General features: G+C 71.7%; 24 protein-coding genes. 11 read left to right on the top strand and 13 right to left on the bottom strand.

Going from position 1 to position 25193, the window contains the following annotated elements; all coding sequences use genetic code 11:
- Nucleotides 1-87: 87 nt before the first annotated feature.
- From Sri02f_RS33735 to Sri02f_RS33750, 4 genes are all read right to left on the bottom strand, one after another.
- A complete protein-coding gene (locus tag Sri02f_RS33735) occupies nucleotides 88-2133 on the bottom strand; it encodes a beta-galactosidase (protein ID WP_109005129.1) in 2046 nt (681 codons plus the stop codon).
- 114 nt (nucleotides 2134-2247) lie between these two features.
- A complete protein-coding gene (locus Sri02f_RS33740) occupies nucleotides 2248-3585 on the bottom strand; it encodes an ABC transporter substrate-binding protein (RefSeq protein ID WP_109005130.1) in 1338 nt (445 codons plus the stop codon).
- Nucleotides 3586-3674: 89 nt separating this feature from the next.
- Complete coding sequence (locus Sri02f_RS33745; RefSeq protein WP_109005131.1) at nucleotides 3675-4598, bottom strand: carbohydrate ABC transporter permease; 924 nt, start codon at nucleotides 4596-4598, stop codon at nucleotides 3675-3677.
- Between the two features lie 4 nt (nucleotides 4599-4602).
- The gene (locus tag Sri02f_RS33750; RefSeq protein ID WP_109005132.1) at nucleotides 4603-5529 is read right to left on the bottom strand and encodes a carbohydrate ABC transporter permease; all 927 of its coding nucleotides are present in this window, start codon (nucleotides 5527-5529) and stop codon (nucleotides 4603-4605) included.
- Nucleotides 5530-5820: 291 nt separating this feature from the next.
- Here Sri02f_RS33750 and Sri02f_RS33755 point away from each other — a divergent pair, with 291 nt between their 5' ends.
- Entirely contained in the window at nucleotides 5821-6813 is a 993-nt protein-coding gene (locus Sri02f_RS33755) for a LacI family DNA-binding transcriptional regulator (RefSeq protein ID WP_373865150.1), read from the top strand.
- Between the two features lie 81 nt (nucleotides 6814-6894).
- Nucleotides 6895-7293: a hypothetical protein gene (locus Sri02f_RS33760; protein ID WP_109005133.1), complete on the top strand. Its 399-nt coding sequence runs from the start codon at nucleotides 6895-6897 to the stop codon at nucleotides 7291-7293.
- A 118-nt stretch (nucleotides 7294-7411) separates the two neighbouring features.
- Here Sri02f_RS33760 and Sri02f_RS33765 read toward each other — a convergent pair whose 3' ends face one another.
- Entirely contained in the window at nucleotides 7412-8017 is a 606-nt protein-coding gene (locus tag Sri02f_RS33765) for a dihydrofolate reductase family protein (protein ID WP_109005134.1), read from the bottom strand.
- A gap of 129 nt (nucleotides 8018-8146) precedes the next feature.
- The gene (locus tag Sri02f_RS33770; RefSeq protein WP_109005135.1) at nucleotides 8147-8800 is read right to left on the bottom strand and encodes a lysophospholipid acyltransferase family protein; all 654 of its coding nucleotides are present in this window, start codon (nucleotides 8798-8800) and stop codon (nucleotides 8147-8149) included.
- Between the two features lie 409 nt (nucleotides 8801-9209).
- Here Sri02f_RS33770 and Sri02f_RS33775 point away from each other — a divergent pair, with 409 nt between their 5' ends.
- The 5 genes from Sri02f_RS33775 to Sri02f_RS41890 all read left to right on the top strand — a co-directional run bounded on the left by Sri02f_RS33775 (nucleotide 9210) and on the right by Sri02f_RS41890 (nucleotide 15781).
- Nucleotides 9210-9386 (top strand): hypothetical protein, encoded by a 177-nt coding sequence (locus tag Sri02f_RS33775; RefSeq protein ID WP_109005136.1) that lies wholly within the window; start codon nucleotides 9210-9212, stop codon nucleotides 9384-9386.
- 195 nt (nucleotides 9387-9581) lie between these two features.
- Nucleotides 9582-11222 (top strand): phosphoglucomutase (alpha-D-glucose-1,6-bisphosphate-dependent), encoded by a 1641-nt coding sequence (gene pgm, locus Sri02f_RS33780; protein WP_109005137.1) that lies wholly within the window; start codon nucleotides 9582-9584, stop codon nucleotides 11220-11222.
- A 286-nt stretch (nucleotides 11223-11508) separates the two neighbouring features.
- Entirely contained in the window at nucleotides 11509-12357 is an 849-nt protein-coding gene (locus Sri02f_RS33785) for a PP2C family protein-serine/threonine phosphatase (protein ID WP_109005138.1), read from the top strand.
- Between the two features lie 50 nt (nucleotides 12358-12407).
- Complete coding sequence (locus Sri02f_RS33790; protein ID WP_373865148.1) at nucleotides 12408-13397, top strand: MASE1 domain-containing protein; 990 nt, start codon at nucleotides 12408-12410, stop codon at nucleotides 13395-13397.
- Between the two features lie 929 nt (nucleotides 13398-14326).
- On the top strand, nucleotides 14327-15781 hold the full coding sequence (locus tag Sri02f_RS41890) for a WGR domain-containing protein (protein ID WP_167467678.1): 1455 nt from the start codon (nucleotides 14327-14329) through the stop codon (nucleotides 15779-15781).
- A gap of 107 nt (nucleotides 15782-15888) precedes the next feature.
- Here Sri02f_RS41890 and Sri02f_RS33800 read toward each other — a convergent pair whose 3' ends face one another.
- The 6 genes from Sri02f_RS33800 to Sri02f_RS33825 form a co-directional block, all read right to left on the bottom strand.
- Nucleotides 15889-16698 carry an SAM-dependent methyltransferase gene (locus Sri02f_RS33800; RefSeq protein WP_109005141.1) on the bottom strand — a complete coding sequence of 270 codons (810 nt, stop codon included), beginning with the start codon at nucleotides 16696-16698 and terminating at the stop codon, nucleotides 15889-15891.
- Nucleotides 16699-16826: 128 nt separating this feature from the next.
- A complete protein-coding gene (locus Sri02f_RS43190) occupies nucleotides 16827-17405 on the bottom strand; it encodes a hypothetical protein (protein WP_245970925.1) in 579 nt (192 codons plus the stop codon).
- Between the two features lie 101 nt (nucleotides 17406-17506).
- A complete protein-coding gene (locus tag Sri02f_RS33810) occupies nucleotides 17507-18502 on the bottom strand; it encodes a phosphotransferase (RefSeq protein ID WP_109005142.1) in 996 nt (331 codons plus the stop codon).
- A gap of 44 nt (nucleotides 18503-18546) precedes the next feature.
- Complete coding sequence (locus tag Sri02f_RS33815; protein ID WP_109005143.1) at nucleotides 18547-19353, bottom strand: SAM-dependent methyltransferase; 807 nt, start codon at nucleotides 19351-19353, stop codon at nucleotides 18547-18549.
- Nucleotides 19354-19435: 82 nt separating this feature from the next.
- Nucleotides 19436-19705: a DUF397 domain-containing protein gene (locus Sri02f_RS33820; RefSeq protein ID WP_109005144.1), complete on the bottom strand. Its 270-nt coding sequence runs from the start codon at nucleotides 19703-19705 to the stop codon at nucleotides 19436-19438.
- Entirely contained in the window at nucleotides 19702-20577 is an 876-nt protein-coding gene (locus Sri02f_RS33825; RefSeq protein WP_109005145.1) for a Sco1979 family transcriptional regulator, read from the bottom strand. The genes Sri02f_RS33820 and Sri02f_RS33825 overlap by 4 nt, the downstream gene beginning before the upstream one ends.
- A gap of 315 nt (nucleotides 20578-20892) precedes the next feature.
- Between Sri02f_RS33825 and Sri02f_RS33830 the strand changes: the two genes are divergently transcribed.
- Nucleotides 20893-21339: an ATP-binding protein gene (locus tag Sri02f_RS33830; RefSeq protein WP_109005146.1), complete on the top strand. Its 447-nt coding sequence runs from the start codon at nucleotides 20893-20895 to the stop codon at nucleotides 21337-21339.
- Between the two features lie 299 nt (nucleotides 21340-21638).
- Here Sri02f_RS33830 and Sri02f_RS33835 read toward each other — a convergent pair whose 3' ends face one another.
- Complete coding sequence (locus tag Sri02f_RS33835; protein ID WP_109005147.1) at nucleotides 21639-21962, bottom strand: antibiotic biosynthesis monooxygenase family protein; 324 nt, start codon at nucleotides 21960-21962, stop codon at nucleotides 21639-21641.
- Nucleotides 21963-22159: 197 nt separating this feature from the next.
- Here Sri02f_RS33835 and Sri02f_RS33840 point away from each other — a divergent pair, with 197 nt between their 5' ends.
- From Sri02f_RS33840 to Sri02f_RS33850, 3 genes are all read left to right on the top strand, one after another.
- Nucleotides 22160-22918, top strand: a complete 759-nt coding sequence (locus tag Sri02f_RS33840) for an IclR family transcriptional regulator (protein ID WP_109005148.1) — start codon at nucleotides 22160-22162, stop codon at nucleotides 22916-22918.
- 112 nt (nucleotides 22919-23030) lie between these two features.
- The gene (locus Sri02f_RS33845) at nucleotides 23031-24185 is read left to right on the top strand and encodes a PP2C family protein-serine/threonine phosphatase (protein ID WP_109005149.1); all 1155 of its coding nucleotides are present in this window, start codon (nucleotides 23031-23033) and stop codon (nucleotides 24183-24185) included.
- Nucleotides 24186-24215: 30 nt separating this feature from the next.
- Nucleotides 24216-25031 (top strand): hypothetical protein, encoded by an 816-nt coding sequence (locus Sri02f_RS33850; RefSeq protein WP_109005150.1) that lies wholly within the window; start codon nucleotides 24216-24218, stop codon nucleotides 25029-25031.
- The last annotated feature ends 162 nt before the right edge of the window (nucleotides 25032-25193 follow it).

Consider the following 25193-nt stretch of genomic DNA (forward strand, 5'->3'; position numbering starts at 1 on the left):
CCCCCTCCTGCCGCGCGGACGGGAGGGGATGGCCCCCGGGCACGGGTCAGGCCGTGCCCGGGGAGTCGTGGGGTGCGGGCGGGGACGTCAGACGGCGGGTCGGCGCAGTACGACGACCTCCCGGGGACCGAGGACGAGGGAGCCCTCCGCGTCGCGGGCGCCGAGCAGCACCTCGCCGTCGAAGCCGGGGACCCGCACCGTCTCGTCGGTCCGGTTGACCAGGAACAGGAACCGTCCCTCGGGGCCGCGCCGTACGGTCAGCTCAACCGATCCGCGCGCCTGCGAGGGAAGTTCGCTGCTCACGCCGGCCGGTTCCAGCAGGCGCGGGAGCAGCGAGCGCAGCCCGTCGACGCCGAGCCGGGTCGACACGTACGAGGCCGAGCCGTCGCCCGTGGACCGGCGGGTGACCGCGGGACGGCCGGCGTGCACCCCGCTGCGGTAGTGCGCCAGGACATCCGTGGCGCCGTCCGCGACGGTGATCCGGTCGGTCCACAGAGTGCCGCGGGTGGAGTCGTCCAGCTCCACGCTCTCGCCGGCGAGCAGCGGGCCGAACTCCTCGATGCGGATGCCCAGCAGGTCGCGCAGCGCCCCGGGGTAACCGCCGAGCCACACATGGTCGTTCTCGTCGACGACCCCGGAGAAGTACGTGATGACGAGGTGGCCGCCCTGCTCGGCATAGCGCGTGAGGTCCTTGGCGAGCCCGGCCGGCACCATGTGCAGCACGGGCGCGACGAGGACCTGGTGGCGGGAGAGGTCGGCGCCGGTGGTGACGAGGTCGGCGCGGACGCCGAGGGCGAGGAGCGCCGAGTACCAGTCGAGCGCCTCCTGACGGTAGTCCAGCAGGGAGGTGGGGTGGGAGTCCTGCTCGCTGGCCCACCACGACTCCCAGTCGTAGAGGATGCCGACGGCCGCCGCCTCGCGCTCCGAACCCGCCACCGGGGCGAGGGCCTTGAGCTTCGCGCCGAGGTCGGCGACCGCGCGGAACAGGTCGCTGTCCGCGCCGGCGTGCGGGACCATCGCCGAGTGGTACTTCTCGGCGCCGGCCGCGGACTGCCGCCACTGGAAGAAGCAGACGGCGTCCGCGCCGTGCGCCACGTGCAGCAGCGAGTCGCGGGCCAGGTCGCCCGGTCGCTTGGCCACGTTGACGGACTGCCAGTTGACCGCGCTGGTGGAGTGCTCCATCAGGAACCAGGGCCGGCCGCTCGCGATGCCGCTGACCAGGTTGGCGGAGAAGGACAGCTCGTCGCGGTCCTGCGGGCCGGGATGCACGTAGTGGTCGTTGGAGACGAAGTCGATCTCGCCAGCCCAGTCCGGGTAGTTCATGCCCTTCGTGCCGCCCATCACCATGAAGTTGGTGGTGACCGGGACGCCGGGTGTGATCTCCCGCAGGATCTCGCGCTCGGCGACGAGGTGGTCCTTCAGCGCGTCCGAGGAGAACCGCTTGAAGTCCAGCTGCTGGGTGGGGTTGGGGTGGGAGGCGGCCAGCCGCGGCGGCAGGATCTGCTCCCAGTCGCTGTAGCGCTGCGACCAGAAGGCCGTGCCCCAGGCGTGGTTGAGGGCGTCGAGCGTGCCGTAGCGAGCGCGCAGCCAGAGGCGGAAGGCGCGGGCCGCGTCGTCGGAGTAGTCGTAGACGTTGTGGCAGCCGAGCTCGTTGGAGACGTGCCAGGCGACCAGCGCCGGGTGGTCCTTGTAGCGGCCGGCGATCTCGCGGACCAGGCGCAGGGCGTGCTCGCGGAAGACGGGCGACGTGGGCCGCCAGTGCTGCCGCGCGCCCGGCCAGAGTGTCTCGCCGTTCGCCGTGACCGGCAGGATCTCCGGGTGGGCGGTGGTGAGCCACGGCGGCGGGGAGGCGGTGGCGGTGGCCAGGTCGACGCCTATCCCGCCCGCGTGCAGCAGGTCCATGACCTCGTCGAGCCAGCCGAAGTCCCAGGTGTCCGGGCCCGGCTGGATACGGGCCCAGGAGAAGATCCCCACGGAGACGACGGTGACGCCGGCCTCCTGCATCAGGCGGACGTCCTCCTCCCACACGTCCCGGGGCCACTGCTCGGGGTTGTAGTCGGCGCCGTAGGCCAGACGCGGGGCGGCGTCACCGTCCGCCCCGCGCAGCATGCGGGACTGGAGGGTGGAGATCATGGCGGTCCTTCCGAAGGTGGTGCACGGGGGCGGCGCGGCCCGTGTGCCGCGCCGCCCGGCGCTTACTGCTGTGCTGGTGCTGTGCCGGCCGCTTCGCGGGCGACTGCCTCTGGGTTACTTCTGGATGGTGAAGCCCTGCTCCTGGCCGTACTTGACCGAGGCGTCCTGCCAGGCCTTCAGGCCGTCCGCCAGCTTGGTGCCGGAGACGTAGGCCTTGCCGACCGTGTCGTTGAAGATCGAGTTGGCGTACGGCTGGAACGGGAGGTACGACCAGTCGCTCGCCACGTTGGCGGCGGAGTCGGCGAAGATCTTGTTCGCCTCCTGGCCGTCGAAGTAGTCGAACTTCTTGCTCTGGAACGCGGGGGACTCGAGCTCCGCCTTGGTGGCGGGGAAGGCGCCCTCGCTGACGCGGGTCGCGACACCGGCGCCGGAGTTGGCGTACTCGGTGAAGGCGTAGGCGAGTTCCTTGTTCTTGGCCAGCGCCGGGACGGCCAGCGAGCTGCCGCCGTTCTCCGCGCTCGCCTTGTCGCCCTTGGTCCAGGCCGGCAGCGGCGCCGCGCGCCACTGGCCCTTGGCGTTGGGGACGCCGGTGACGAAGTTGGCGGGCATCCAGGCGCCGGTGGGCAGGGTGGCGATGGTGCCGTCGCCCAGGCCCTTGTACCAGTCGTCGGTCCAGCCGTTGACCGGGGCGACCAGCTTCTCGCTGATCAGCTGCTGCCAGACCGCCTCGTACTTCTTGGCGCCGGCGTCGTCGAAGTTGATGCCGAGCTTCGTGCCGTCGACCTTGTAGGGGCGCGAACCGGCCTGCCACAGCAGGGAGGTGGTGAGGCCCGCGTCGCCGAGGTCGCTGGTGATGTAGGCCTTCGGGTCGGCCTTGTGGAGCTTGCGGGCGGCGTCGAGGTACTCGTCCCAGGTGGTGGGGACGGCGATCTTGTACTTGTCGAAGACCGTCTTGTTGTAGAACAGCGCCATCGGACCCGAGTCCATCGGCAGGCCGTAGACCTTGTCGCCGTCGCTGACCGCGTTCCACGGGCCCGGCGTGTACTTGGAGGCGAGCTTGGAGGCGCCGTACGGGGCCAGGTCGGACAGGCCCTTGGTCAGGGAGTACTGGCCGAGCGCGAAGTACTCGACCTGGGCGACGTCCGGGACGCCCTTGCCGGCCGAGATCGCGTTCGACAGCGCGGTGTAGTGCTTGTCGCCGGAGCGCTCGCTGACCAGGTTGACCTTGACCTTCGGGTACTTCTTCTGGAAGTCGGCGGCCACCGTCTTCAAAGTGGGCTCCCACGCCCAGACCGTGATGTCGCCTCCCTTGGCCAGGGCGGCCTGGATGTCGCCGGCGGAGACGGCCTTGGTGTCGGAGCTGTCGTCCGAGCCGCCGCAGGCGGTCACGCCCAGGGCCAGGGTGGAGACGAGGGCGATGCCGCGCAGGATGCGGCTCGTTGTTCTGCGCATGGTGCTTCCACTTCTACGTGGGTGGGACAGGTGAGGGTGGGGGTGGTGCCGGTGTTGCTCACATGTGGGGCTTGGGGGCGCTGCCCGGGTCACTCCTTGACGCTTCCGGCGGAGAGGCCGGACTGCCAGTACTTCTGGAGGAACAGGAAGGCGGCGATGAGGGGGAGGATCGTGAGCAGGGATCCCGTGATCACCAGGTTGAAGATCACGTCACCGCCGATGGTCTGCGCCTGGGAGCTCCAGGCGCTCAGACCCAGCGTCAGCGGGTACCAGTCCGGGTCCTTCAGCATGATCAGCGGAAGGAAGTAGTTGTTCCAGGTGGCGACCGTGGTGAACAGCAGCACGGTCACGATCCCGGGGGCCAGCAGCGGCAGTGCGACCTGGAAGAAGGTCCGCACCTCGCTCGCGCCGTCCATCCGGGCCGCCTCCAGCAGCTCGGTCGGGATCGCCTCGGCGGCGAACACCCACATCAGATAGAGGCCGAACGGCGACACCAGCGAAGGGATGATGACCGCCCAGGGGGTGTCGGTCAGCCCCATCTTGCTGAACATCAGGAAGGTCGGCACGGCCAGCGCCGTGGCCGGCACGGCGACCGCGCCGATCACGACGGCGAAGATCGCCCGCTTGCCGGGGAACTGGAACTTCGCCAGCGCGTATCCGCCGAGCACGGCCAGCAGGGTCGCGCCGCCCGCGCCGAGCACCACGTACAGCAGGGTGTTCAGCAGCCAGCGGCCGAAGATGCCGTCGTGGTAGGTGAAGGTGTCCCGGATGTTGTCCCACAGGGCGAAGTCGTGGGCGAACCACAGGCCGTTGGAGTCGGCGAGCCCGGACTGGGTCTTCGTGGCGTTGATGACCAGCCAGATCAGCGGCACCACGGTGTAGAGGACCATCAGGGCCATCAGCGCCGTCAGCAGCACGTTGCGCTTCGGCTTGCCCGGGGTGTGCTTCTTGCGAGGGGTCCGCAGTCTGGGGGCGCCGCTCTTCGCGGGGGAGGCGGTGACAGAGGTGCTCATCGGGTCACGCTCCCTTGCGCATGCCGCGCAGCTGGACGGCGTAGGCGACGATCATCGTGATGACGCCCATGATGATGGCCACCGTCGCCGAGTAGTTGTGCTGCTGGCCGTTGAAGGACAGCGAGTACGTGTAGAAGTTCGGCGTGAAGTCCGTGGTGATCGAGTTCAGCGCCAGCGGACGCAGGATGCTCGGCTCGTTGAAGAGCTGGAAGCTGCCGATGATCGAGAAGATCGTCGCGATGACGAGCGCGCCCCGGATCGCGGGCAGCTTGATCGAGCTGATGATCCGCCACTGACCGGCGCCGTCGATCTCCGCCGCCTCGTACAGCGAGGTCGGCACGACGCGCAGCGCCGAGTAGAAGATCAGCATGTTGTACCCGACGAACTCCCAGGTCACGATGTTGCCGATGGAGGCGAGCACCCAGTCGGGGGAGAGCAGGTCGGGCAGGGTGACACCGAACGCGGAGTTGATGTCGCCCACCAGGCCGTACTTGGTGCCGTACATGAAGCCCCACATGAGGGTGGCGACCACGGCGGGCACGGCGTACGGCAGGAAGATCGTGATCCTGAAGAAGCCCTTGCCGTAGAGCCGGCCGCTGTCCAGGGCCAGTGCCACCAGCAGGGCGATGCCCAGCATGATCGGCACCTGGACCGCCAGGAAGAGCGCCACCCGTCCGACGGCCGACCAGAACGCGTCGTCCTGCAGGGCCCGCGTGTAGTTGTCCAGGCCGACGAACTGGTTTCCGCCGATGAGCTGGTCGCGGAAGAGGCTCAGGTAGATCGAGTACGCGATCGGCGCCAGGAAGACCAGCGCGAACACCACCACGAAGGGACCGATGAAACCCCACCCCGTCCAGGAGCGGCGGTCCCGTTTCGCCGGAGGAGGTGCCGGCCGCGGCTCGGCGGCCACCGGCGGTTGCAGCGTCGTCATGTCGTTCCTCGCTCGTCCAGAACTGGAGCAGGCGGTGTTGCGCGGAGATTTCCGGACGCCCCACCGCCACCATGATGTTTACGCAAACATCGGCCACGCAAGAGGCTGGGCAAGCTGTTATGTTTACGTAAACATCTGATGGCGGCATGTCTACACTGCCCCGATAACGATGGTCAAGGGTCGTCTGGGGAGACCGTGGCACCTGCGCCGACAGAGAGGTGGGGACACCGAGTGGACATGGCTCGAAGAACACCGGCTGACGTGCCGAGACGCACCCGGGCCACCGCCTCCATGGCCGACGTCGCCCGGCTCGCCGGAGTGTCGTCGCAGACCGTCTCGCGGGTCTCCAACGGTTACGCGGGCGTGAACGAGGAGACCCGGCAGCAGGTCCTCGCCGCCATGTCCGAACTCGGCTACCGGCCCAACAGCGCCGCCCGCGCCCTCAAGCGCGGCGAGTTCCGCACGATCGGCGTCATCACGTTCACGCTGTCCACCACCGGCAACGTGCGCACCCTGGAGGCGATCGCGACCTCGGCGGCCGAGGAAGGCTACGCGGTGACCCTGCTCCCGGTCGCCGTGCCCACCACCGACGAGGTGCGCGGCGCGTTCTCGCGGCTGGAGGAACTGGCCGTCGACGCGGTCATCGTGATCATGGAAGTGCATCTGCTGGACGCGGCGACCGTCAAACTGCCGCCGCACGTCCAGGTGGTGGTGGTCGACTCCGACGCCGGCGACCACTACACCGTCGTCGACACCGACCAGGCGGGCGGCACCCGCACCGCCGTCCAGCATCTCCTCGACCTGGGACACCGGACGGTATGGCATCTGGGCGGGCCCGAGGGCTCGTTCGCCGCTCAGCGCCGCGCGGACGCCTGGCGCGCCGCCCTCGCCGAGGCGGGCCGCACGCCCCCGCCCCTCGTCCGCGGCGACTGGTCGGCGGAGTCCGGCTACCGGGCCGGCCTGGAACTCGCGGCCCGCGAGGAGTGCACCGCCGTCTTCGCGGCCAACGACCAGATGGCGCTCGGCCTGCTGCGCGCCCTGCACGAACGCGGCCGCAGGGTGCCCGAGGACGTCAGCGTCATCGGCTTCGACGACATCCCCGAGGCGAGCTCCTTCCTGCCGCCGCTCACGACCCTGCACCAGGACTTCGCCGAGGTCGGCCGCCTGTGCGTCCAGGCCGTGCTGCGCAAGATGCGCCCCGACGGTTCCGAGCACGGCACGACACTCGTGCCCACGCGCCTGGTCCTGCGCGACAGCACGGCACCCCCGCCGGCCGGGGGTTAGGGCCTGCCGCTGTTGATCCTGCGCCGCCCGCAGCCCGGCGGGCGGGCACCCTACATGGTTCCACCCACGTAGGGTGTTCGGGTGTTCAATCGGCTTGAGGTCGGCGTGCTGCCGCCGGGGCCCCGGTGGGGTGCCCGGTTGCGGCTCTGGGTCGACGGCGAGGACGTGGTGGCGGGGGCGGTCGGTGCGGAAGGCCGCGGCCCGCTTGCGGAGGAGGCCCTTCCTGCCGACGGTCACAGCCCCCTCTCGGCGCGCGACGAGGGGCGACGGGTGGTGCTGGGGGAGCCTGAGTGCACGGGCGGATGCTGCGGCTGCCTTTCGGTGTTGGTGCAGCGGCACGGCGGCGTTGTCGAGTGGTCCGACTGGCAGGCGCCCGCCGGCCGGGTGCGACCGCCGACGTTCCACTTCGACGCCGATGAGTACGAGGGCGAAGTGACCCGAGCGCTGGCGGATCGGTGGTGGCAGGTCCAGGCGATGTGACGCGCCGCTGGTGTCCTGTCCTGGCCGCCGTGCGGCCCTCGGCAGGGGACGGAACGCAGCGGCGAGGACAGAGATCCCGACCGCGAAACCCGACCGAGTCGCCGCGCGACCTGCACTACTAGTAGCTGTCGTAGCCGGGCTCGCCGGCCGGCCGGTAGACGCCGACGACGGTGCCGCTCTTCGTCGTCGAGACGCTGACCGGCTCCAGCGCGGTCGGGATCGCTCCGTCGGCGAACAGCCGCTTGCCGCTGCCGATGATCACCGGGTGGATGGTCAGCCGGAACTCGTCGACGAGTCCGTGCCGCATGAGGGTCTGGGCGAGGTCGCCACTGCCGACGACGTTGATGTCGCCGCCTTCGGACGCCTTCAGCCTGTGGACGGCGTCGACGACGTCGCCCTCCAGCAGGGTGGAGTTCTGCCACTCGAGGGACGTCAGGGTCCGGGACGCCACGTACTTGTCCATGCTGTTCATCCGCTCGGTGAACGGGTTGGCGGGATCGGCGGTCGGCCAGTAGGACGCGAAGATCTCGTACGTCTTGCGGCCGAGCAGCATCGCGTCGGAGGGCTCGTACCAACCGGAGATCGCCGCGCCGACCTCGTCGTCGCTCACCGGCTTCTGCCAGCCGCCGTGCTCGAAACCGCTCTCGGCGTCCTCGTCAGGTCCGCCCGGCGCCTGCATGACGCCGTCCAGGGTCAGGAACGTGCAAACGATGATCTTGCGCATGGTGCGCTCCTTTCGTCGACGGATAGACCGCACAATCTCCGGGAACTCATCGGTGCAACGTCAACGGTGCGGCGCCGGTGGCGGCCGGGGTGCGCCGTGGCCGGGGTGTGCGTGGCGAGGCGGGGGCCGTCACCTGGGGTGTTCGCCCACGGCGCGGGCCGCGGTCCGCCAGGCCGTGGTGACGGCGAGCCGGGCCGCCGTCGTGCCGCGCTCCGTCTCCGTGGGCAGGCGCAGCGGTGCGCCCAGGTGGACGTGGCAGTGCGGACGGCGCACGGGCGCGGTGAGCGTGCCCGCCAGTTGCTTGGCCGCCGACCCCGACGCGATCCGCCGGGCGCCCGCGTGCCCCACCGGCACGACCAGCGAGCCGGTCGCCTGCGCCAGTCGGGCGAGTCCCGTGCGGAAGGGCTCGGGTGCCGAGGCCCCCGCGTCCTTGCGGCGCGGAAGTCCTCCCTCGCCGTAGAGCAGCACGTGCCGGCCCCCGGCCAGCGCCTCGGCGGCGGCGTCGAGAGCCAGCGCCGCGCGCGCCGAGCGACGGTGGACCGGGATGTGTCCCTCGCGCGTCAGCGCCCTGCCGAGCAGCGGAATGCGCCACAGCCCGGCCGTCGCCATGACCACCGGCTCCAGCTCGAACCGTCGCAGGGCGGTCATGACGACGGCGGGGTCGGCCATCGAGTCGTGGTTGGCCACGAATATGGTCCCCGCGGGCAGCCGCAGCTTGATCTCGCTGGTGACGGTGAGCCGCCCGAAGAGCGGCGTCAGGGCGTAGACGGCACGGCTGAACACGAGGGGCCTCCGGGCTGCGCGATCGGAGCCCCAGTCTCCCGGCGGCGAGACGACCACGCCTGAGTACGGCTACTCAGATACGCACCCCGCGGCGAACACCGGTGAAACGGCCCGGTGTTCGCGGCGCCGTCGGGGGCATGCGGAGAACAGTCACATCGAAGGGACGACGACACCGAAGCGACACCGGACCCGAACAACGCACACCGAAGCGCTACATGTCGAAGGAAACACTCGACGGAGCAATTCGACGGAGCAATTCGACGGAGCGAGTCGAAGGAGCGAGTCGAAGGAGCGACTCGGCGAGGCGACTCGGCAGAAGACCGACTCGCCGGAACAACGACCCAACCGGAAGACCGACTCGCCGGTGCAAGGCGCCCAGCGAGGCAATCACCCCGAAAGGACGGACCCCGTGCTCGGCATCATCTCGGCAGTGCTGTTTTTCATCGCCTTCCTGATCAACGCGGCGGACATCTCCACCAACGACACCTTCACCTCGACCAACTTCATGCTGATCGGTCTGACCCTGCTCGCCCTCCACGTCGCGGGCATCGGCAGCGGCTGGGCGGCCCGCGGCCGTCGGCGCTGACCCCGCCCCGACCGCTCCTGTGGCACCTGTCGCACCCCGTACCCGTCGCACCGCAGCGGACCGCGGCACGGGCCGGACGGACCGGACCGGACGAACTCCGGAGACGGCCGGCCGGCCCGTAGTCGCGGGCGGGCGCTCCCACAAGGAAAGATGGGACCGCAAGCCAATGGTCAACCGATGTGGAGGAGCGGGCACATGCAGCACGAGCGAGCGGGCCGGACGGCCGGCCCCGAAGATCTCGTCGACGTCGCCCGGCTGGTCACCGCGTACTACGCGCTGCACCCGGACCCCGCCGACCCGGCCCAGCGCGTGGCGTTCGGCACCTCGGGGCACCGCGGATCGTCGCTGAACACGGCGTTCAACGAGGATCACATCGCCGCGACCAGCCAGGCGATCTGCGAGTACCGCGCGGCACAGGGCACCGACGGCCCGCTTTTCCTCGGCGCCGACAGCCACGCCCTGTCCGAGCCCGCGCGGGTCACGGCGCTGGAGGTGTTCGCGGCCAACGGCGTGAGCGTGCTCATCGACGACGCCGACGGCTACACCCCCACGCCCGCCGTCTCCCACGCCATCCTCACCCACAACCGGGGCCGCACGACCGGCCTCGCCGACGGCGTGGTGGTCACCCCCTCGCACAACCCGCCCGCCGACGGCGGCTTCAAGTACAACCCGCCGAGCGGCGGCCCGGCCGGCTCGGACGCCACCTCCTGGATCCAGGACCGCGCCAACGACGTCATCGCGGCCGGCCTCAAGGACGTACGGCGCGTGCCGTACACGCGGGCCCTCACCGCCTCCACCACCGCTCGCCACGACTTCCTCGGCGCCTACGTCGCGGACCTGCCGAACGTCGTCGACCTGGACGCCATCCGCGCCGCAGGCGTCCGTATCGGCGCGGACCCGCTGGGCGGGGCGTCGGTCGCCTACTGGGGCCGGATCGCCGAGCAGCACCGGATCGACCTGACCGTCGTCAACCCGCTCACCGACCCGACCTGGCGTTTCATGACGCTCGACTGGGACGGCAAGATCCGCATGGACTGCTCGTCGCCGTACGCGATGGCTTCGCTCATCGACCAGCGCGACCGCTTCCGGATCGCGACGGGCAACGACGCCGACGCCGACCGGCACGGCATCGTCACGCCGGACGCGGGCCTGATGAACCCCAACCACTACCTGGCGGCCGCCATCGGCTACCTCTACGCGCACCGCGAGCAGTGGCCCGCCGACGCGGGCATCGGCAAGACGCTGGTGTCGTCCTCGATGATCGACCGGGTCGCCGCAGATCTCGGGCGCCGGCTGGTCGAGGTGCCCGTCGGCTTCAAGTGGTTCGTGGACGGCCTGGTCGACGGTTCGCTGGGCTTCGGCGGGGAGGAGTCGGCCGGGGCGTCCTTCCTGCGTCGCGACGGGTCCGTATGGACCACGGACAAGGACGGCATCATCCTGGCGCTGCTGGCCTCCGAGATCACGGCGGTCACCGGGAAGACCCCGTCCGAGCACTACACCGCCCTGACGGAACGCTTCGGCGCGCCCGCCTACGCCCGTATCGACGCGCCGGCCACCCGTGAGGAGAAGGCGCTGCTCGCCAAGCTCTCGCCCGCGCAGGTCACCGCCGACACCCTGGCCGGCGAGGCCGTCACCGGCGTCCTCACCGAGGCGCCGGGCAACGGCGCGGCCATCGGCGGCATCAAGGTGACCACCGCCCACGCGTGGTTCGCCGCCCGGCCGTCGGGCACCGAGGACGTCTACAAGATCTACGGCGAGTCCTTCCTCGGCCCGGACCACCTGCGCCGGGTGCAGGAGGAGGCCAAGCAGGTCGTGGACGCGGCACTGGCCGGCTGAACCCCACCGGGGCGGGCGTCCTCCGCCGGGCGGCGGAGGAAGGCGTGCCGGCCGACGTGGGGGCGGTGCGCCACGCTCCCGCTCCTGGCGGCGGTGTGTCCCCTCCCGCTCCGGGCGGCGGGCGCACCGCGTCGCGCGTCACGGTGGCACGGGAGCGAGGTCGGGTCGGCACGGCTCGGGCCGCTATCATCCTATGAAGGTAAAATGTGAGTTTTGCCCGAAAAGAGCGACAGGGCGTTCTCGCCTTCGTTGCTTCCGATGAGCTGCCGTTCCGCCGGAGTGATCGATGTCCCGCAAGCGCCGCACGGACGACGGCGACGAGCTGCTGACCAGGCTCGGTTCGCTGACCGCCCAGGCACGCGAGCGCGCGGAGCTCCAGCGCTCACGCGTCGAGCTGGCCCTGGCACTGCAGCGCGGCATGCTGCCCAGAGACCTGCCGGCGGCCCCCGGATTCCGGCTCGCCGTGAAGTACGCCCCCGCCTGCCACGGCCTCAACGTGGGCGGCGACTGGTACGACGCCTTCGCCATGCCGGACGGGCGCATCGGCCTGTCGATCGGCGACGTGCAGGGGCACAACATAGAGGCGACCGCGTTCATGGGACAGGTCCGCGTCGGACTGCGCGCTCTGGCCTCCGTCACCGGAGAGCCCGGCGAGCTCCTCGCCCGGACCAACGAGCTGCTCCTCTCGCTCGGCAGCGACCTCTTCGCCACCTGCATCTTCATGCGCCTCGACCCGGCCACCGGCGTCCTGGAGAGCGCGCGCGCCGGGCACATCCCGTGTGTGTGGGCCACCGCCGACGGCAAGTCCGGCGTCGCCGAGGACGAGGGCGGACCGCCGCTCGGCGTCCAGGACGGCATGGACTATCCCGTGACCCGCTACCGGCTCACCAAGGGCGGAGTCTTCGTGCTGCTCACCGACGGGGTCGTGGAGGGGCCGACGCTCAGCGTCGAGGAGGGCCTCGACCAGGTGGTGCGGCTCGCGGGGATCGCCGCCGTCGCGGGCATGGAGGCGGACTCGCTCGCCGCCGCGGTCATCAAGCGCGCCGAGCGCGTCGGCCACGAGGACGACGCGGCCGTCCTCGTCGTCGGCCACGACGGACTGACGGGACCGCGACGTCCCCGGATTCAGCCATAGGGCCGGTCGCCGCGTCCCTCGCCTCGCCGACAGCGTTCCGCCGGTGTCTGATGGCTGCTGTGGTGGGCACCCCCGATCTGCGCCGGACGGCCGTCTTCGTCATCCAGACGCTGGCGGTCGCCCTCTGCTACTACGCGGCCGGGCGGCTCGGCCTCGTGCGCGAGCTCGTCGTCGAGGGCGCGGTCTTCACCCCCATCTGGCCGCCCACGGGCGTGGCGGTGGCCAGTCTGCTGATCCTCGGGATCCGCTCCTGGGCGGGCATCGCGCTCGGGGCCCTTCTCGTCATCCTGTCCCTGACGTCGCTGCGGCCCGCGGTGATCGGCAATCTGGCAGGCAACACCGCGGCCCCCGTCTGCGCGTACCTCATGCTCCGCAAGGTGGGCTTCCGCACCGACCTGGCCCGGTTGCGCGACGGTCTCGCGCTGGTGTTCCTGGGGGCCCTCACCGCCATGCTGATCAGCTCGACCGTAGGCGTGGGCCTGCTGCTCCTCACCGACAAGATCGCCGCGCACAGCTTCTGGGCCGTCTGGCTGGCCTGGTGGGTCGGTGACGCGATGGGCGTCCTGATCGTCACGCCGGTCCTGCTGGTGCTGTACACGCTCCGACGGCCCCTGCACCTGTCCCGCTGGAAGGAGGGCGCGGGCCTGGCGCTCATCGCCTGCGCCGTCGTTCCGCTGGCCACCCGCAGCCATGTCAGCCTGCTCTTCCTCGTCTACCCGCTGCTGATCTGGGCGGCGCTGCGGTTCCAGCTCGGCGGGAGCATGCTGTGCGCCCTGTTCACCTCCGTCCTCGCCACGGTCGCCGCCACCGACGGGGCGGGGCCCTTCGTGGGCCTGACCCGCATCGAGGTGATGCTCAAGCTCCAGGCCTTCAACGGGACGATGGCCCTCACGGCGCTGCTGCTCTCCGCGGTGATCGCGGAGCAGCGCAGCACCAGACGCTCCGTGGAACGGGCCTGCCAGGAACTGGTCGAGGTTCTGGAACACCTCACGGCCGGCGACATCCCACCCGGGAGGCCGACGAAGGACGAGGATTCCTGAGGAGCCGTTCCGTCGGCCGGACCGACCGGCGTCACCCGCGTGTGCGAGAGTCGGACGCCATGGTCCCTTTGGCCGGCACGCACAAGAGGCGGCTGAAGCGCGGCGGGCTCGTCGTGCTCGCACTGCTGCTCCTCGCCGGATCCGCCGAGTCACGGGGAGCGCCGCCCCCGCGGCCGGGCGGGCCGTCCGCCGTCACCGCGTGTCTCACTCCGGCAGGGGAGCTGACGGCCGACCTGAACGCCGACGGCTCCCCGGACCGCGTGTCCGACCCGTCCCGCGTCGGCGCCCGGCTGACCATTGTCTTCGGTGTCGGCTCGGCCTGTGAGACGACCGCCGGGGCGCGCGCGCTCGCCGACCGGGCGGGGGAGCACCAGTCGTTCGTGCGCGCCGCCGTCGCGGACTTCGACGGCGACGGCTGGAGCGACCTCCTCGTCGTCGCCGGCGCACGGCAGCGCGGGGACGACCCCGTCCGCCCCGAGGTCTCCGAGCTGAGAACGGGACCCTTCTCCGACACGGGCCGCGGGCAGCGGACGATGCCGCTCGACCTGGGGGCGGCGAAGGACATCGCCGTCATCGACATCGACCACGACCGCTACCCGGACCGGCTGGCGCACGTGTACAGCGGGGACGGCCTGTACGAGACGCGCGTTCACCTGGGCGACCGCGACGCGGGACTCAGGGACGGCCCCCGCGAGGACTCCGGCACCACGGACGGCGCCGGCCGCGGCATCGCGGACGACTTCCTCCACGCCGGCCTCGAACCCTTCCATCCGCGCTGCGCGGCCGGCGCCACGGCCGGTTCGCCGGACCCCGCCCGACCATCGTGCCGGGGCTGCTTCGCCCGAGGCGATTGTCAGTGCCTGCGCCTACGGTTTCGGCAGTGGGATCCGCCGGAACGGCCGCGGGTCCGCCCTGGGGAGGGGTGTGTCATGTCTACGGGGTCCAGCAGCGTGTCGACGACGTATCTGGAGCTGTCGCAGGACGACGGCGGTGCGCACAAGTTCTACGAAGTGGCCGTCGACGGCACGGTGGTGACGGTCCGCTACGGGCGGATCGGCGCCTCCGGCCAGGTGCAGACGACGACGTTCCCCACCGCCGACAAGGCGCGGGCCGCCGCCGCGAAGAAGGTCGGGGAGAAGGTACGCAAGGGATACGCCCCTGCCGTCGCGGGACAGCGCGCCGCGCGCCCGGTGAGCCGCCGTCAGGTGGCCTCGGCCCCGTCCACCGCACGCGCGGTCGCTCCGGTGCTGTGGCGGTTCCGCACTGGCTCCTCGGCGTTCGGCATCCACGTCGACGACGACCGCTGCTGGGTCGGCAACCAGGCCGGCGACGTCTACACGCTGGACCACGACGGCGGCGTCCTGGCCCGCTTCACGCTGCCGGACGGCGTGAAGTGCCTGGTCGCCGACGACTTCTGGATCTACGCCGGCTGTGACGACGGCAAGGTCTACGACCTGTCCTCGAAGCTGCCCTTCGCCGCGTACGACATCACGGCCGACGTGGACATCTTCTGGCTGGACATCCACGAGGGGATCCTCAACGTCTCGGACCGGGGCGGCCGGCTCACCGTCATCGACCACGAGGACGAGCATCAGTGGGCCCGGCGCAGTCAGGGCGAGCACGCGTGGATGGTGCGCGCCGACGACCGGGCCGTCTACCACGGCCACCACCGGGGCGTCACCGCCTACGCGCCCGACGGCGGCGGCGAGCTCTGGCACACGCCCACCCGGGGCGGCGTCCTGTTCGGCTGGCAGGAGGAGGACGCCGTGTACGCGGGGACCGCGCACCGCGTGGTCCAGCGGCTGTCGAAGGCCACCGGGGAGGTCGAGGCCACGTACCGCTGCGACAGCGCGGTGTACTCGTGCGCCACCTCGCCGAACGGGCGGTTCGTGTTCGCGGGCGACGCCTCGTCGTCCGTCTACTGCTTCGACCGGGACGGCACGCGTCTGTGGAAGCTCGGCACCGGCGGCGGATCCGCCCTGTCGATGCAGTACCGCGACGAACGGCTGTACCTGGTGACCACGGACGGCTCGCTGGTGTGCGTGGACGCGAGCGAGTCCGCCGTCGAGGCCGCTCAGCAGGGCACGGTTCCGGTGGCGCGGGACGTCAAGCTCGCCGCCGCCCTGCCGACCTACGCGCCCGCCACGGCGGTGAGCGCGGTGGCCACCGTGGCGCAGGCCCCCGCCGGCGCGATCGTCGTCGAGTGCGTCCAGCGGGCCGGACGCGTGCGGGTGCACGTGGTCTCCGACGGCTACGACGCGTCCTGGAACGTCCAGTTCCCGCGTGAGATACGGCAGCCGGGGGCGCGCTACGTCGTCGACGCGCTGCATCCGGCGGCCGGTGGCTTCTACCGGGTCCGCGGCGACATCCGGCGACTGCTGTGACGGCAGGCCCGGTCGCTCCGGGGCCGTGCCCGCCGCCCGCCGCCGTGCCGGCCCTGGCGGGACGGCACGGCGGCGGGCCGGTCAGGGGCCTACCGGACGGCGTGCCGTCACGGCTTGCGGCCGAGGCCGCCGTGTTCGCCGACGAGGTCCGGGGCCGGGGAGCCGGCCTCGGGACGCCACAGGGGCACCGAGACGACCCCCGGCTCCAGCAGTTCCAGGCCGTCGAAGTACGCCGTGATCTCTTCTACGGAGCGCAGGTTGTACGGGACGGCGCCGCTTTCGTTGTAGGCGTCCTGGGCCTGCTCGAAGACCGGGTCGATCCCCCGCGAACCGTCGTTGACGGACAGGTAGCTGCCGGACGGCAGCGCGGCCATCAGGTCGGTGACGATGGCGCGGGCCTGCGCGTGATCGGCGACATGGCCGAGGATGTTGCTGAGGATGAGCGCGGTGGGGCGGCTGAAGTCCAGCGTCTCGGCGGCGGCCGCCAGGATGCGCTTCGGGTCCAGGACGTCGGCGTCGACGTAGGCGGTCGCGCCCTCGGGCGTCGAGGTGAGCAGGGCGCGGGCGTGGGCCAGAACCAGGGGGTCGTTGTCGACGTAGACGATCCGCGACTCGGGAGCGAGCCGCTGGGCGACCTCGTGGGTGTTCTCGGCGGTCGGCAGGCCGGTGCCGACGTCGAGGAACTGGCGTACGCCCGCCTCCGACACCAGATACGTGATGTTCCGGCGCAGGAAGGCACGACTGCTGCGGGCGATGGTGACGATGCCGGGGAAGACGGCCGTGTACGCGTCGCCGGCCTCCTCGTCGACGGGGTAGTTGTCCTTGCCCCCCAGCCAGTAGTTCCAGATGCGGGCCGAGTGCGGCACCGAGGTGTCGATGGGCTGATGCGCCGCTGACGTGGTCTCAGGGTCGGTCATGGTCGTCGTCCGTCTTTCACCGAGGCGTGAGCAGTTCTGGCCACAACTTACGTCCCAACGGCCCGGTTCCGTACATCAGTTCACCTATCCGGTCGCCTCGGACGGTCTCCGCGCGTGAACGAACGCGATCAGTGGCCGCCGGAGGGCGGCTCGCAGTCGGTGCCGTCGGGGTAGCCGCCGAAGGCGTCCGCCCGGGTCTTCTCGCGGTCGATGCCGCCCTCCAGGCACAGAGGGTGGGCGACCACGAGGAAGCTCACCCCGGTCGGGCCGTTCTGGGACGACTGCACGTCCCCGTCGGCGTATCCCAGACGGGTGAGTGCGGCGCGCGTGCTCTGCGGGCTGAAGTCGCCGCGCTCGCGCAGCGGTTCGAGCGCCCGCTCGATCCGTCGGGCGGCCGCCAGCCCGTCGCAGCGGCTCCGGCCGTGCAGCTGGAGGGGAACCCTGAAGCCGTGGTTCTCGGCGTAGTGGTCGGTGGGCGGTGTGGCGGGAGCCGAGGAGGTCGCACTCGGGGTGGGCGTCGGCGCGGCGCTCTCGCCGGGGCATGGGAAGTCCACCGGCTTGCTCGGCGTCGCCACCGCTGGCCGCGACGGGCTCCCGTCCCCGGCGTCCTGTCCTGCCCGCTGGGTTCCGCACCCCGCCGCCAACAGGGCCAGCGCGGCCAACAGCGGTGCCGCGCGCAGGATTTCGGGGCGTCCAATCTTCGTCATGCCCCGATACTCGCCGGTAAGTGCGCGCCGCGTCATGAGTTCTCGTACTCAGAGGTTCTCGTACTCGGACGAGGCGGCGAGGGGCGAGGCCGAAGCGGCCGTCACCGCACGGTCTCCAGGGCCCGCGCCAGGCGTGAGACGGCGCTCAGCTCCGGCAGACGGCCCAGACAGGCGACGACCTGGCCGCTCGCGAACTCGCGCTGTTCCCGCGTCGCCGTCGGATCGATCGCGCACTCGGCCTGGACCCGGACATAGTTCAGGGCCGTCGCGAACAGCGTCGAGAACGACTCCAGCCCCCGGACGACCGGACCGCCGCCGGCGTCCCGATACGACCGCACCACCCGCCGGGCCCGTTCGGCGTCGAAGTCGTTGCCGCCGGACCACACGTAGACGGCCTGGGCCAGTTCCCGTCCCGCCGAGACCGGCCCGGCGTTGTCCCAGTCCAGGAGCACCGGGCCGGTCGCGCCGACCAGGACGTTCTGCGGCTGCAGGTCGAGGTGCGACGTGACGACGTCACCCGCGCCGGACGGGGTGACATGCCGCGCGAGCTCTTTCGCCGACGTCTCGACGAACCGGCCGAGCGCGTCCGACCACGGCATTCCGCGTCGCCGGACCTCCGCGAGCAGCCGCGCCCAGTCGGCCTCACCGGGGCACTCCTCGTACCAGGGATCGGGTGCCCCGCCCGTGCCCGCCCCGCCCGTGCCCGTCCCGGCTGTGTGCAGGACGGCCAGCGTGCGGCCGCACCAGCTCAGGATCTCCGGATCGGACGTGTCCGGCCGAGCGCCGTCGATCCACTCGTAGACCTTCACCCAGGACCCCTCGGGCCCGGGGGCGGGTTGTGAGACGAAGGCGCCGTGACGGTTGGACAACAGCCGCGGCGAGGCGACCCCCCGCCTCTCCGCGGCGGTCCGCAGCCCGGACTCCACGAGCACCTGCCCTTCGTCGCACCCGAAGAGCATCTCCTTGACCGCCCAGGAGCATCCCCTCCCGGACAGTTTCCAGATCTGCCCCAGCGCGCCCCTGGCGACCGGCCGTACCGTCCACGGCCCCTCGCCGAGGTCGTACAGGTCCGCGATGCGAGCGGCCATGGTCTCCATGCGTGCGCCTTCCAGGGTGCGGTGGGGAGGTGTCGGGGAACCGGTTACGGCTTGATCCCCACCCCGGTCCAGAGGCTGACCTCGGCGTCCGTGGCCTCGACGGGGCCGTCCGGACGCCAGCGGTGGCCGACCGTCACGCCGGGGTCGAGCAGCTCAAGTCCGTCGAAGAAGCGGGCGACGTCGTCCCGCGAGCGGAACTGCACCGGAGTGCCGGCGCCGGTGTAGATGTCGGTGACCTTCTGCCAGGTCGACGCATCGAAGTCGGGCGTGCAGTGGCTCAGGGCGAGCGCGCTGCCCGAGGGGACCACGTCCAGCAGACGGGCCACGATGCCGTACGGGTCCTGCGCGTCGGTGACGAAGTGCATCAGGGCGTTGAGGGACAGGGCCACGGGCCGGGTCAGGTCCAGCACCTCGGCCAGCGCGGGCGCGTCGAGCAGCGCGCCGGGGTCGTTGACGTCCCCGTGGACGTAGGCCGTGCGCCCCTGGGGCGTGCTGCGCATCAGGCGCTCGGCGTACTTCAGGACCAGCGGGTCGTTGTCGGCGTACACCACCCGCGCCTCGGGGACCACGGACTGGGCGACCTGGTGCAGGTTCGGCTCGGTCGGGATGCCGGTGCCGATGTCCAGCCACTGGCGGATGCCGTGCTCGCGGGCCAGGACCCGGGTGGCCCGGTGCATGAACGCGCGGTTCTCGCGGGCGCACACGAAGATGCCCGGGTAGACGCCCGCGACGGACTCCGCCGCCTGCTCGTCGACCTCGAAGTGGTCCTTGCCACCGAGGTAGTAGTCGTACATCCGGGCGGAGTGCGGCCTGCTGGTGTCGATGTCCCGTGGGGCGTTCGAGGTGGTCATCCTGTGCCTTTCGGTGAGGTGCATGGGGGGTGCCGGGCAGGCCGGATCCGGGGACGGGCCGTCCTGTCCGTCCTGCTCGGGTTCAGCCGGCCGCCAGATGGTCGGCGAGACCCCGTTTGACGCCCGCGACGAACGCGGCGATCTCCTCGGGGGTGTAGATCAGCGCGGGCCCGGCCGGGTCGGTCGACTGCCGCAGGGCCACGCGGCCGTCGGCGAGCTGCTTGGTCTGCACGCACTGGCCCCCGTTCGGCCCGCTCCACGGGGACTCCCAGCCGTGATCGCCCAGGTCGGAGGCGGGCATCCCGTTGTAGACGTCGTGGGCGCGGCCGTCGCCGCCGCCGAAGCCGGTCATGAGTACTCCTTGCGCATACGGTTCAGGAGCGCCCTGCTGTCCGTGTCCGAGGTCAGCAGGGACATGCGGTTGTGGGCCTCCAGATGCGCCGCGACGTCGGAGCGCTGGTCCAGGTACACGGCGCCGGAGAGGATCTCGGTGTAGACGATGTCGGGCAGTTCCGGCTCCGCGAACCGGAAGTAGGTGAACGGTGCGCAGGCGCCGACATGTGCCCCGGCCGTGAACGGCACGATGTCGACGCTGACATGCTCCAGCTCCGACACCTCCAGCAGCCGGTCGATCTGCTCCCGCATCACCTCCGGGCCGCCCACCATCCGGTGCAGCACCGTCTCCTCCAGCACCGTCCACAGCGTGGGGGCGTCGGCTCTGTCCAGCAGGCTCTGGCGGCGCAGCCGCAGATCCACGCGCCGCTGCAGGTCCTCGTCCCGGTCGCTCGGGAAACCGCCGCCGAGGACTGCGCGCGCGTACCGGGGAGTCTGCAGCAGCCCCGTGACGTAGTGCGGCTCATAGGTGCGCAGGGTCCTGGCCCCGGTCTCCAGACTGACGTAACCGCTGAACCAGCTCGGCAGCACATCACGGTACGGGTGCCACCAGCCGGGCTCGTTGGCCCGCTCGGCGAGGGCGACGAACTCCTCGATCTCCTGCCGGCCGGCCCCGTAGGTGTCGAGCAGGATCTCCACGTACAGCGGCTTGAGGCCGACCTCCGCCTTCTCCAGACGGCGGATGGTCAGCGGCTTGACGCGCAGCGCCCTGGCCGCGTCCTCCAGCGACGCGCCCGCGTTCTGGCGCCGTTCCTGCAGCCGCCGGCCGAGGATCATGCGCAACACGGTGGGCGCACTGCTGCTGCCCGTGCCCGAACGGCCTTCGCTCACGCCGTGCCTCCTGAAGGGCTGTCACCCTGATGAGTCCGATGGCGCCCTGATGGCGCGACCGGACGGATACCGGCTTGCTGAAATTATCAGGCAGTCGGTTGCAGCTTGAACTCAGGTGCGAGCATAGTTACTCACGTGAACCGCGCCGTCGATCTTCAGCGTTCCCCCGTCAAGCTCCTCCATCCACAAAGGAGTTGGGCTGACGAGGCGTTCGCGGCGCAGGGGTTCGAACGGAACACCCCGTCCTCCTCGGCCCCTTGCTCACCTTCCCCCGCCTTTGGCTGCTGCTCCCGCCCCCCACGGAAGGCGTCCACCGTGTCCCCCCACACGACTTCTCCCCAGCCGTTGGACACCTGGAGTCCGGATCGCACGCACTGGCTCGAACTCCCCGCCCACCGTTCCAGCGTCTCGGTGGCCCGCCGCTCGATGGACGCGCGGCTGACGGCGTGGCGGCTGCCCGGCGAGCTGTGCGCGGACGCCGTCCTGCTCGTGTCCGAGCTGGCCACCAACGCCGTACGGCACGCGCTCGGCACCCGGTTCCTGTGCGGGGTCGGGCTGCTCGGCGTGGGATGTCTGCGCCTGGAGGTGCACGACCAGGACCGTTCGGGCCGCGTCCTGCCCCGCTGCGAGCCCGGCCCGGACGACGAGGGCGGACGCGGGCTTCTCCTCGTGGAGCAGCTCGCCCGGACCTGGGGCGTCGACCGTTCGAGACTGACCGGCGGCAACGCGGTGTGGGCGAACCTGGAGACTCTGACGAACTGAGGGCGGAGGTCCGGTGAGGACGGCCCCGCACCGGCGACCGCCGGGTGCCGGGCCTGCCGGGCCTGGGTGCCTGTGCCCGGAGACCTTCCCGACGGGCGCGGCGCCGACGCTGCCGAGGCCGCCCGGAACGGCGGCACGGCACCGTACGGAGGCGGCCGCCGGACGCGGAGGACGGCCGGCGCCCCCGTGTGCCGGCCCGCCCCTCCGGCACACGGCAACGACGGACACATCGACGGGCAACGACGGGCATCGACCGGCAGCGGTCCGTGCGGGCCCGGCCGCAGGCCCCAGGTCGCGCGCTACGCGCCCTTGGGCGCCGCCTGCTGTGCCACCTCGAAGGACCACAGGGTGGAAGCCGATGCCGCCGGCTTGGGGCGTTCCCCCTCCGCGCCGCCCCCGTGCGCCGCCTTCATCGAGCCTCCGAGCCACGCCTGGAACGACTCCTCGTCCCGCCAGCGCGTGTAGACGAGGTAGGTGTCGGTGCCCTCGACCGGGCGGAGCAGCTCGAACCACTCGAAACCGTCGGAGTCCCCGACGGCGTCGGCCCGTGCGGCGAACCGCTTCTCGAGGGTCTCCCGCTGCTCCGCAGGGACGGTCAGTACGTTGATCTTCACTACGCTCATGGCCCCATCCTCCCTCGCCCGGCGTGCGGACCACGGACCGCCCCGGCGAGGCCGCCCGGAAGCGCCGCGCCGACCCGGCCACCGGCGTCCCGGCCCCTCGAGCGCGGAGCCCCGCGCTCGCGTCGCCGCAGTGTGCGTCGCGGCGTGTCCGTCGCTCGGGTGTTGCCTGCGCCGGGCGGTCGGCGCACGCTGTTCGTATGAACGCGCGGGACGGCCCCACGCTGATCGCCTCCGTACAGCGAGCCTTCCGCCTGCTGGAGGCGGTGAGCGCGCACGACAACGGCGCGCCGGCGAAACAGCTGGCACGTGAGGCGGATCTGCCCCTCGCCACCGCCTACCATCTGCTGCGCACCCTGGTCCACGACGGCTACCTGCGCAAACTCCAGGACGGCGGGTTCATCCTGGGGGACAGGGTGCAGACCCTGCACACCGCGGGTCGCGCACAGGCGCTGCTCAGCCGGGTCCGCCCCACGCTCGCCGCGCTGCGCGACGAGCTCGCGACCGCCGCCTACCTCACCTTCTACGAGGAGGGCGAGATCAGGGTCGCGGAGATCGTCGACGGCCCCCGCACGCCCCGCGTCGACCTGTGGGTCGGATTCGAGGACGCCGGGCACGCCACCGCGCTCGGCAAGTCCGTTCTGCGTGAGCTGGACGACGACGCCCGCAGGGATTACCTCTCCCGGCACCGCCTCGCCGACCTCACGCCGAGAACCATCACCAGCGCCCCCGAGCTCCTGCGGCAGCTGGACGCCTCCCCCGTGGCCCCCGCGGTCACGGACCTGGAGGAGTACGCCCTCGGCACGGTCTGCGTGGCCGTGCCCGTCTACAGCGGCGACATCCTCGGCTCGCTCGGCGTCTCCCTGCCGGCGGACCGACTGCCCCGGCTCGAGCAGGTACGCGCCCGGCTCCTCCCGACCGCCGGCCGCGTGACCAGGAGCCTTTCGCTCACCGGCTGATCGTTCACTATCTGAAAACCTGATCCTTGTGAGCTGCCGCGCCGACCCCGTTTCCTAAGGGAAGCGGACATTTCGGTAGTTCCCGGCGCACAGGTGAGGATGACGGACCAGCATGAGCCAGGCCCGCAACCATGACGGCGACCACCGCCCGACGCGGCTGTTCGGACTCCGGGCGGCGGCGGCAGGCCCGCTCCTGCCCCTACTGATCACTCTTGTCATCGGGCTCGTCATCCTCCTCGGCGGAGCCGGGGCGACCTGGCTGCCGCTGCTGGCGGCGGGGCCCGCGCTGGCCGCCAGCACGGACGGCCCGCGCGGCGTCCTCGGTGTGGGCCTGCTCGCCGCGGGCCTCGGCGTGGCGCTCGGCGCCCGCGACGGCGCCTCCGGGGCCGAGCTGGCGGCCGTGCCGGCCGCCCTGCTCGCCGTCACCTCGGCGAGCGCCCTGGCCGGCGCCCTGCGCTCGCGTCGGGAGCGGGTCCTCGCGGACGTCCGGTCGGTCGCCGAGGCCGCGCAGCACGCGCTGCTCAAGCCGGTGCCGGCGACGGTCGGCCCCTTCGAGGCGGCCGTCCGCTACAGCGCGGCGGCCGCGGAGGCCAGGATCGGCGGGGACCTCTACGCGCTGGTGCCCACTCCGTACGGCGTACGGCTGATCGTGGGGGACGTGCGCGGCAAGGGGCTGCCTGCGGTGGGCACCGCGGCGCTCGTCCTCGGCGTCTTCCGTGAGGCCGCCTATGACGAACCCGATCTGCTCGCCGTCGTCGACCGGATCGAGCGGAGTCTCGCGCGCAACCTCGGGGCCGACGACTTCGTCACCGCCGTGATCGCCGGGTGCCCCCGGCCCGGACTGCTGGAAGTGGTGAACTGCGGACACGCGCCGCCTCTGCTGGTGCGCGCGTCGAAGGAGATCGAGGCGGTGGAGCCCGTCCCGCCGGCCCCGCCCCTCGGACTGCGCGCGCTGACCGACCAGACTCCCGGCCTGCAGGAGCTGACCTTCGCGGACGGCGACCAGCTGCTCCTCTACACCGACGGCGTCATCGAGGCGCGGGACCGCGACCGCGCCTTCTACCCGCTCGGCGAAGGCCTCGCGCGCCATCTGTCCGACGAGCCGTCGCGCACGCTCGGCGCGATCCACGACGAACTGCTGGCGCACGTCGGGGGTCGCCTGCACGACGACGCTGCGCTGCTGCTGATCCGCAAACCGGTCCCCGCCGCAACCTCGGCGTCCCAACTGGCCGCTCCTGAAGCGACGTTGGGGGACCGGGTCGGCTGACCGCGGTGGCGTGTGCGGCAGACTGTGCTCATGACACGCATGAGGAAGTTCGCCGCCGCGCTGTCCGCCGCGACGGCCGCGCTGCTCGCGACATCCCCCACCGCCTCGGCCGGTCCCGCCGGCGCGCACACCCCCACCGCCTCGGCGTTCCCCGCCCCGCACGCCCCCTTCGTCCGGGAGGGCTTCGACCGTCTCCCGCTCGGCCCGGTCACCGCGGGACGCGGCTGGACCACCGACGTCCGGGACGGTTCGCTGACCGTCGAACCGAGCTCCACCGGCCACGGCCGCGAACTGCGGCTCCGCACCGAGGGCAACGGGCACGCCTTCCTCGTGCTCTCCGGCCTCGCACCCGCCGCGAACAGTTTCTGGGCCCGTCTGCGACTGCGGGTGGACCGGCTCCCCACGGCCCCCGACTGGGCGCACTGGACCATCGCCGAGGCGTCCGGCTCCGACGCCCCCACGCTGGTACGCCCGTTGGGCGGCCAGTACGTGCCCACCTCGCGGGCGAACTTCCGGGGGGTCGGCTCCGATCTGGGCCCCACCGGCGACTGGACCGCCTGGAAGACCTCCGCCCCCGCCACGGCCGCCGTCTGGAGCTGCGTCGAGTTCCACCTCGACGCAGCGGACAACCGCGTCACCGTGTATCAGGACGGCGTCGAGCAGTCCGACCTGACGGTCTCCACGAAGGAGCACGGCGGCACGGCGGACGACTTCGTCTTCCCGCGCTTCGACACGCTCAAGCTCGGCTGGCAGCTGTACCAGGCCGACCCCACACCCTCCTCGTACGACCTCCGCATGGACGACGTGGCGCTGAGCACCCGGCGCGTGGGCGGGTGCGGGTCATGACGCGGGGCCCGTCGGGCGAGGCGCGCCGAGCCGCGCCCGACGGGCCGTCGGCGTCAGGACGGGAAGCTCCCGCACGGGCCGCCCGGGTCTGGTTCCTCGGGCTCTGGCGTACGTCACATTCCGCCGGGACGTTCCGTCAGTGCTGTGCAAGCGTCGACACGG

Source organism: Streptomyces rishiriensis (assembly GCF_003112535.1).
GTDB classification, from domain to species: domain Bacteria; phylum Actinomycetota; class Actinomycetes; order Streptomycetales; family Streptomycetaceae; genus Streptomyces; species Streptomyces rishiriensis.

Coding starts and splice junctions, on each gene's coding strand:
- Sri02f_RS33750 (WP_109005132.1), bottom strand. CDS start 5,529: ATGACGACGCTGCAACCGCCGGTGGCCGCCGAGCCGCGGCCGGCACCT.
- Sri02f_RS43190 (WP_245970925.1), bottom strand. CDS start 17,405: ATGACGAAGATTGGACGCCCCGAAATCCTGCGCGCGGCACCGCTGTTG.
- Sri02f_RS33835 (WP_109005147.1), bottom strand. CDS start 21,962: ATGAGCGTAGTGAAGATCAACGTACTGACCGTCCCTGCGGAGCAGCGG.
- Sri02f_RS33815 (WP_109005143.1), bottom strand. CDS start 19,353: ATGACCACCTCGAACGCCCCACGGGACATCGACACCAGCAGGCCGCAC.
- Sri02f_RS33790 (WP_373865148.1), top strand. CDS start 12,408: ATGGCTGCTGTGGTGGGCACCCCCGATCTGCGCCGGACGGCCGTCTTC.
- Sri02f_RS33735 (WP_109005129.1), bottom strand. CDS start 2,133: ATGATCTCCACCCTCCAGTCCCGCATGCTGCGCGGGGCGGACGGTGAC.
- Sri02f_RS33845 (WP_109005149.1), top strand. CDS start 23,031: ATGAGCCAGGCCCGCAACCATGACGGCGACCACCGCCCGACGCGGCTG.
- Sri02f_RS33785 (WP_109005138.1), top strand. CDS start 11,509: ATGTCCCGCAAGCGCCGCACGGACGACGGCGACGAGCTGCTGACCAGG.
- Sri02f_RS33740 (WP_109005130.1), bottom strand. CDS start 3,585: ATGCGCAGAACAACGAGCCGCATCCTGCGCGGCATCGCCCTCGTCTCC.
- Sri02f_RS33850 (WP_109005150.1), top strand. CDS start 24,216: ATGACACGCATGAGGAAGTTCGCCGCCGCGCTGTCCGCCGCGACGGCC.
- Sri02f_RS33755 (WP_373865150.1), top strand. CDS start 5,821: ATGGCCGACGTCGCCCGGCTCGCCGGAGTGTCGTCGCAGACCGTCTCG.
- Sri02f_RS33810 (WP_109005142.1), bottom strand. CDS start 18,502: ATGGAGACCATGGCCGCTCGCATCGCGGACCTGTACGACCTCGGCGAG.
- Sri02f_RS33840 (WP_109005148.1), top strand. CDS start 22,160: ATGAACGCGCGGGACGGCCCCACGCTGATCGCCTCCGTACAGCGAGCC.
- Sri02f_RS33765 (WP_109005134.1), bottom strand. CDS start 8,017: ATGCGCAAGATCATCGTTTGCACGTTCCTGACCCTGGACGGCGTCATG.
- Sri02f_RS41890 (WP_167467678.1), top strand. CDS start 14,327: ATGTCTACGGGGTCCAGCAGCGTGTCGACGACGTATCTGGAGCTGTCG.
- Sri02f_RS33820 (WP_109005144.1), bottom strand. CDS start 19,705: ATGACCGGCTTCGGCGGCGGCGACGGCCGCGCCCACGACGTCTACAAC.
- Sri02f_RS33800 (WP_109005141.1), bottom strand. CDS start 16,698: ATGACCGACCCTGAGACCACGTCAGCGGCGCATCAGCCCATCGACACC.
- Sri02f_RS33745 (WP_109005131.1), bottom strand. CDS start 4,598: ATGAGCACCTCTGTCACCGCCTCCCCCGCGAAGAGCGGCGCCCCCAGA.
- pgm (WP_109005137.1), top strand. CDS start 9,582: ATGCAGCACGAGCGAGCGGGCCGGACGGCCGGCCCCGAAGATCTCGTC.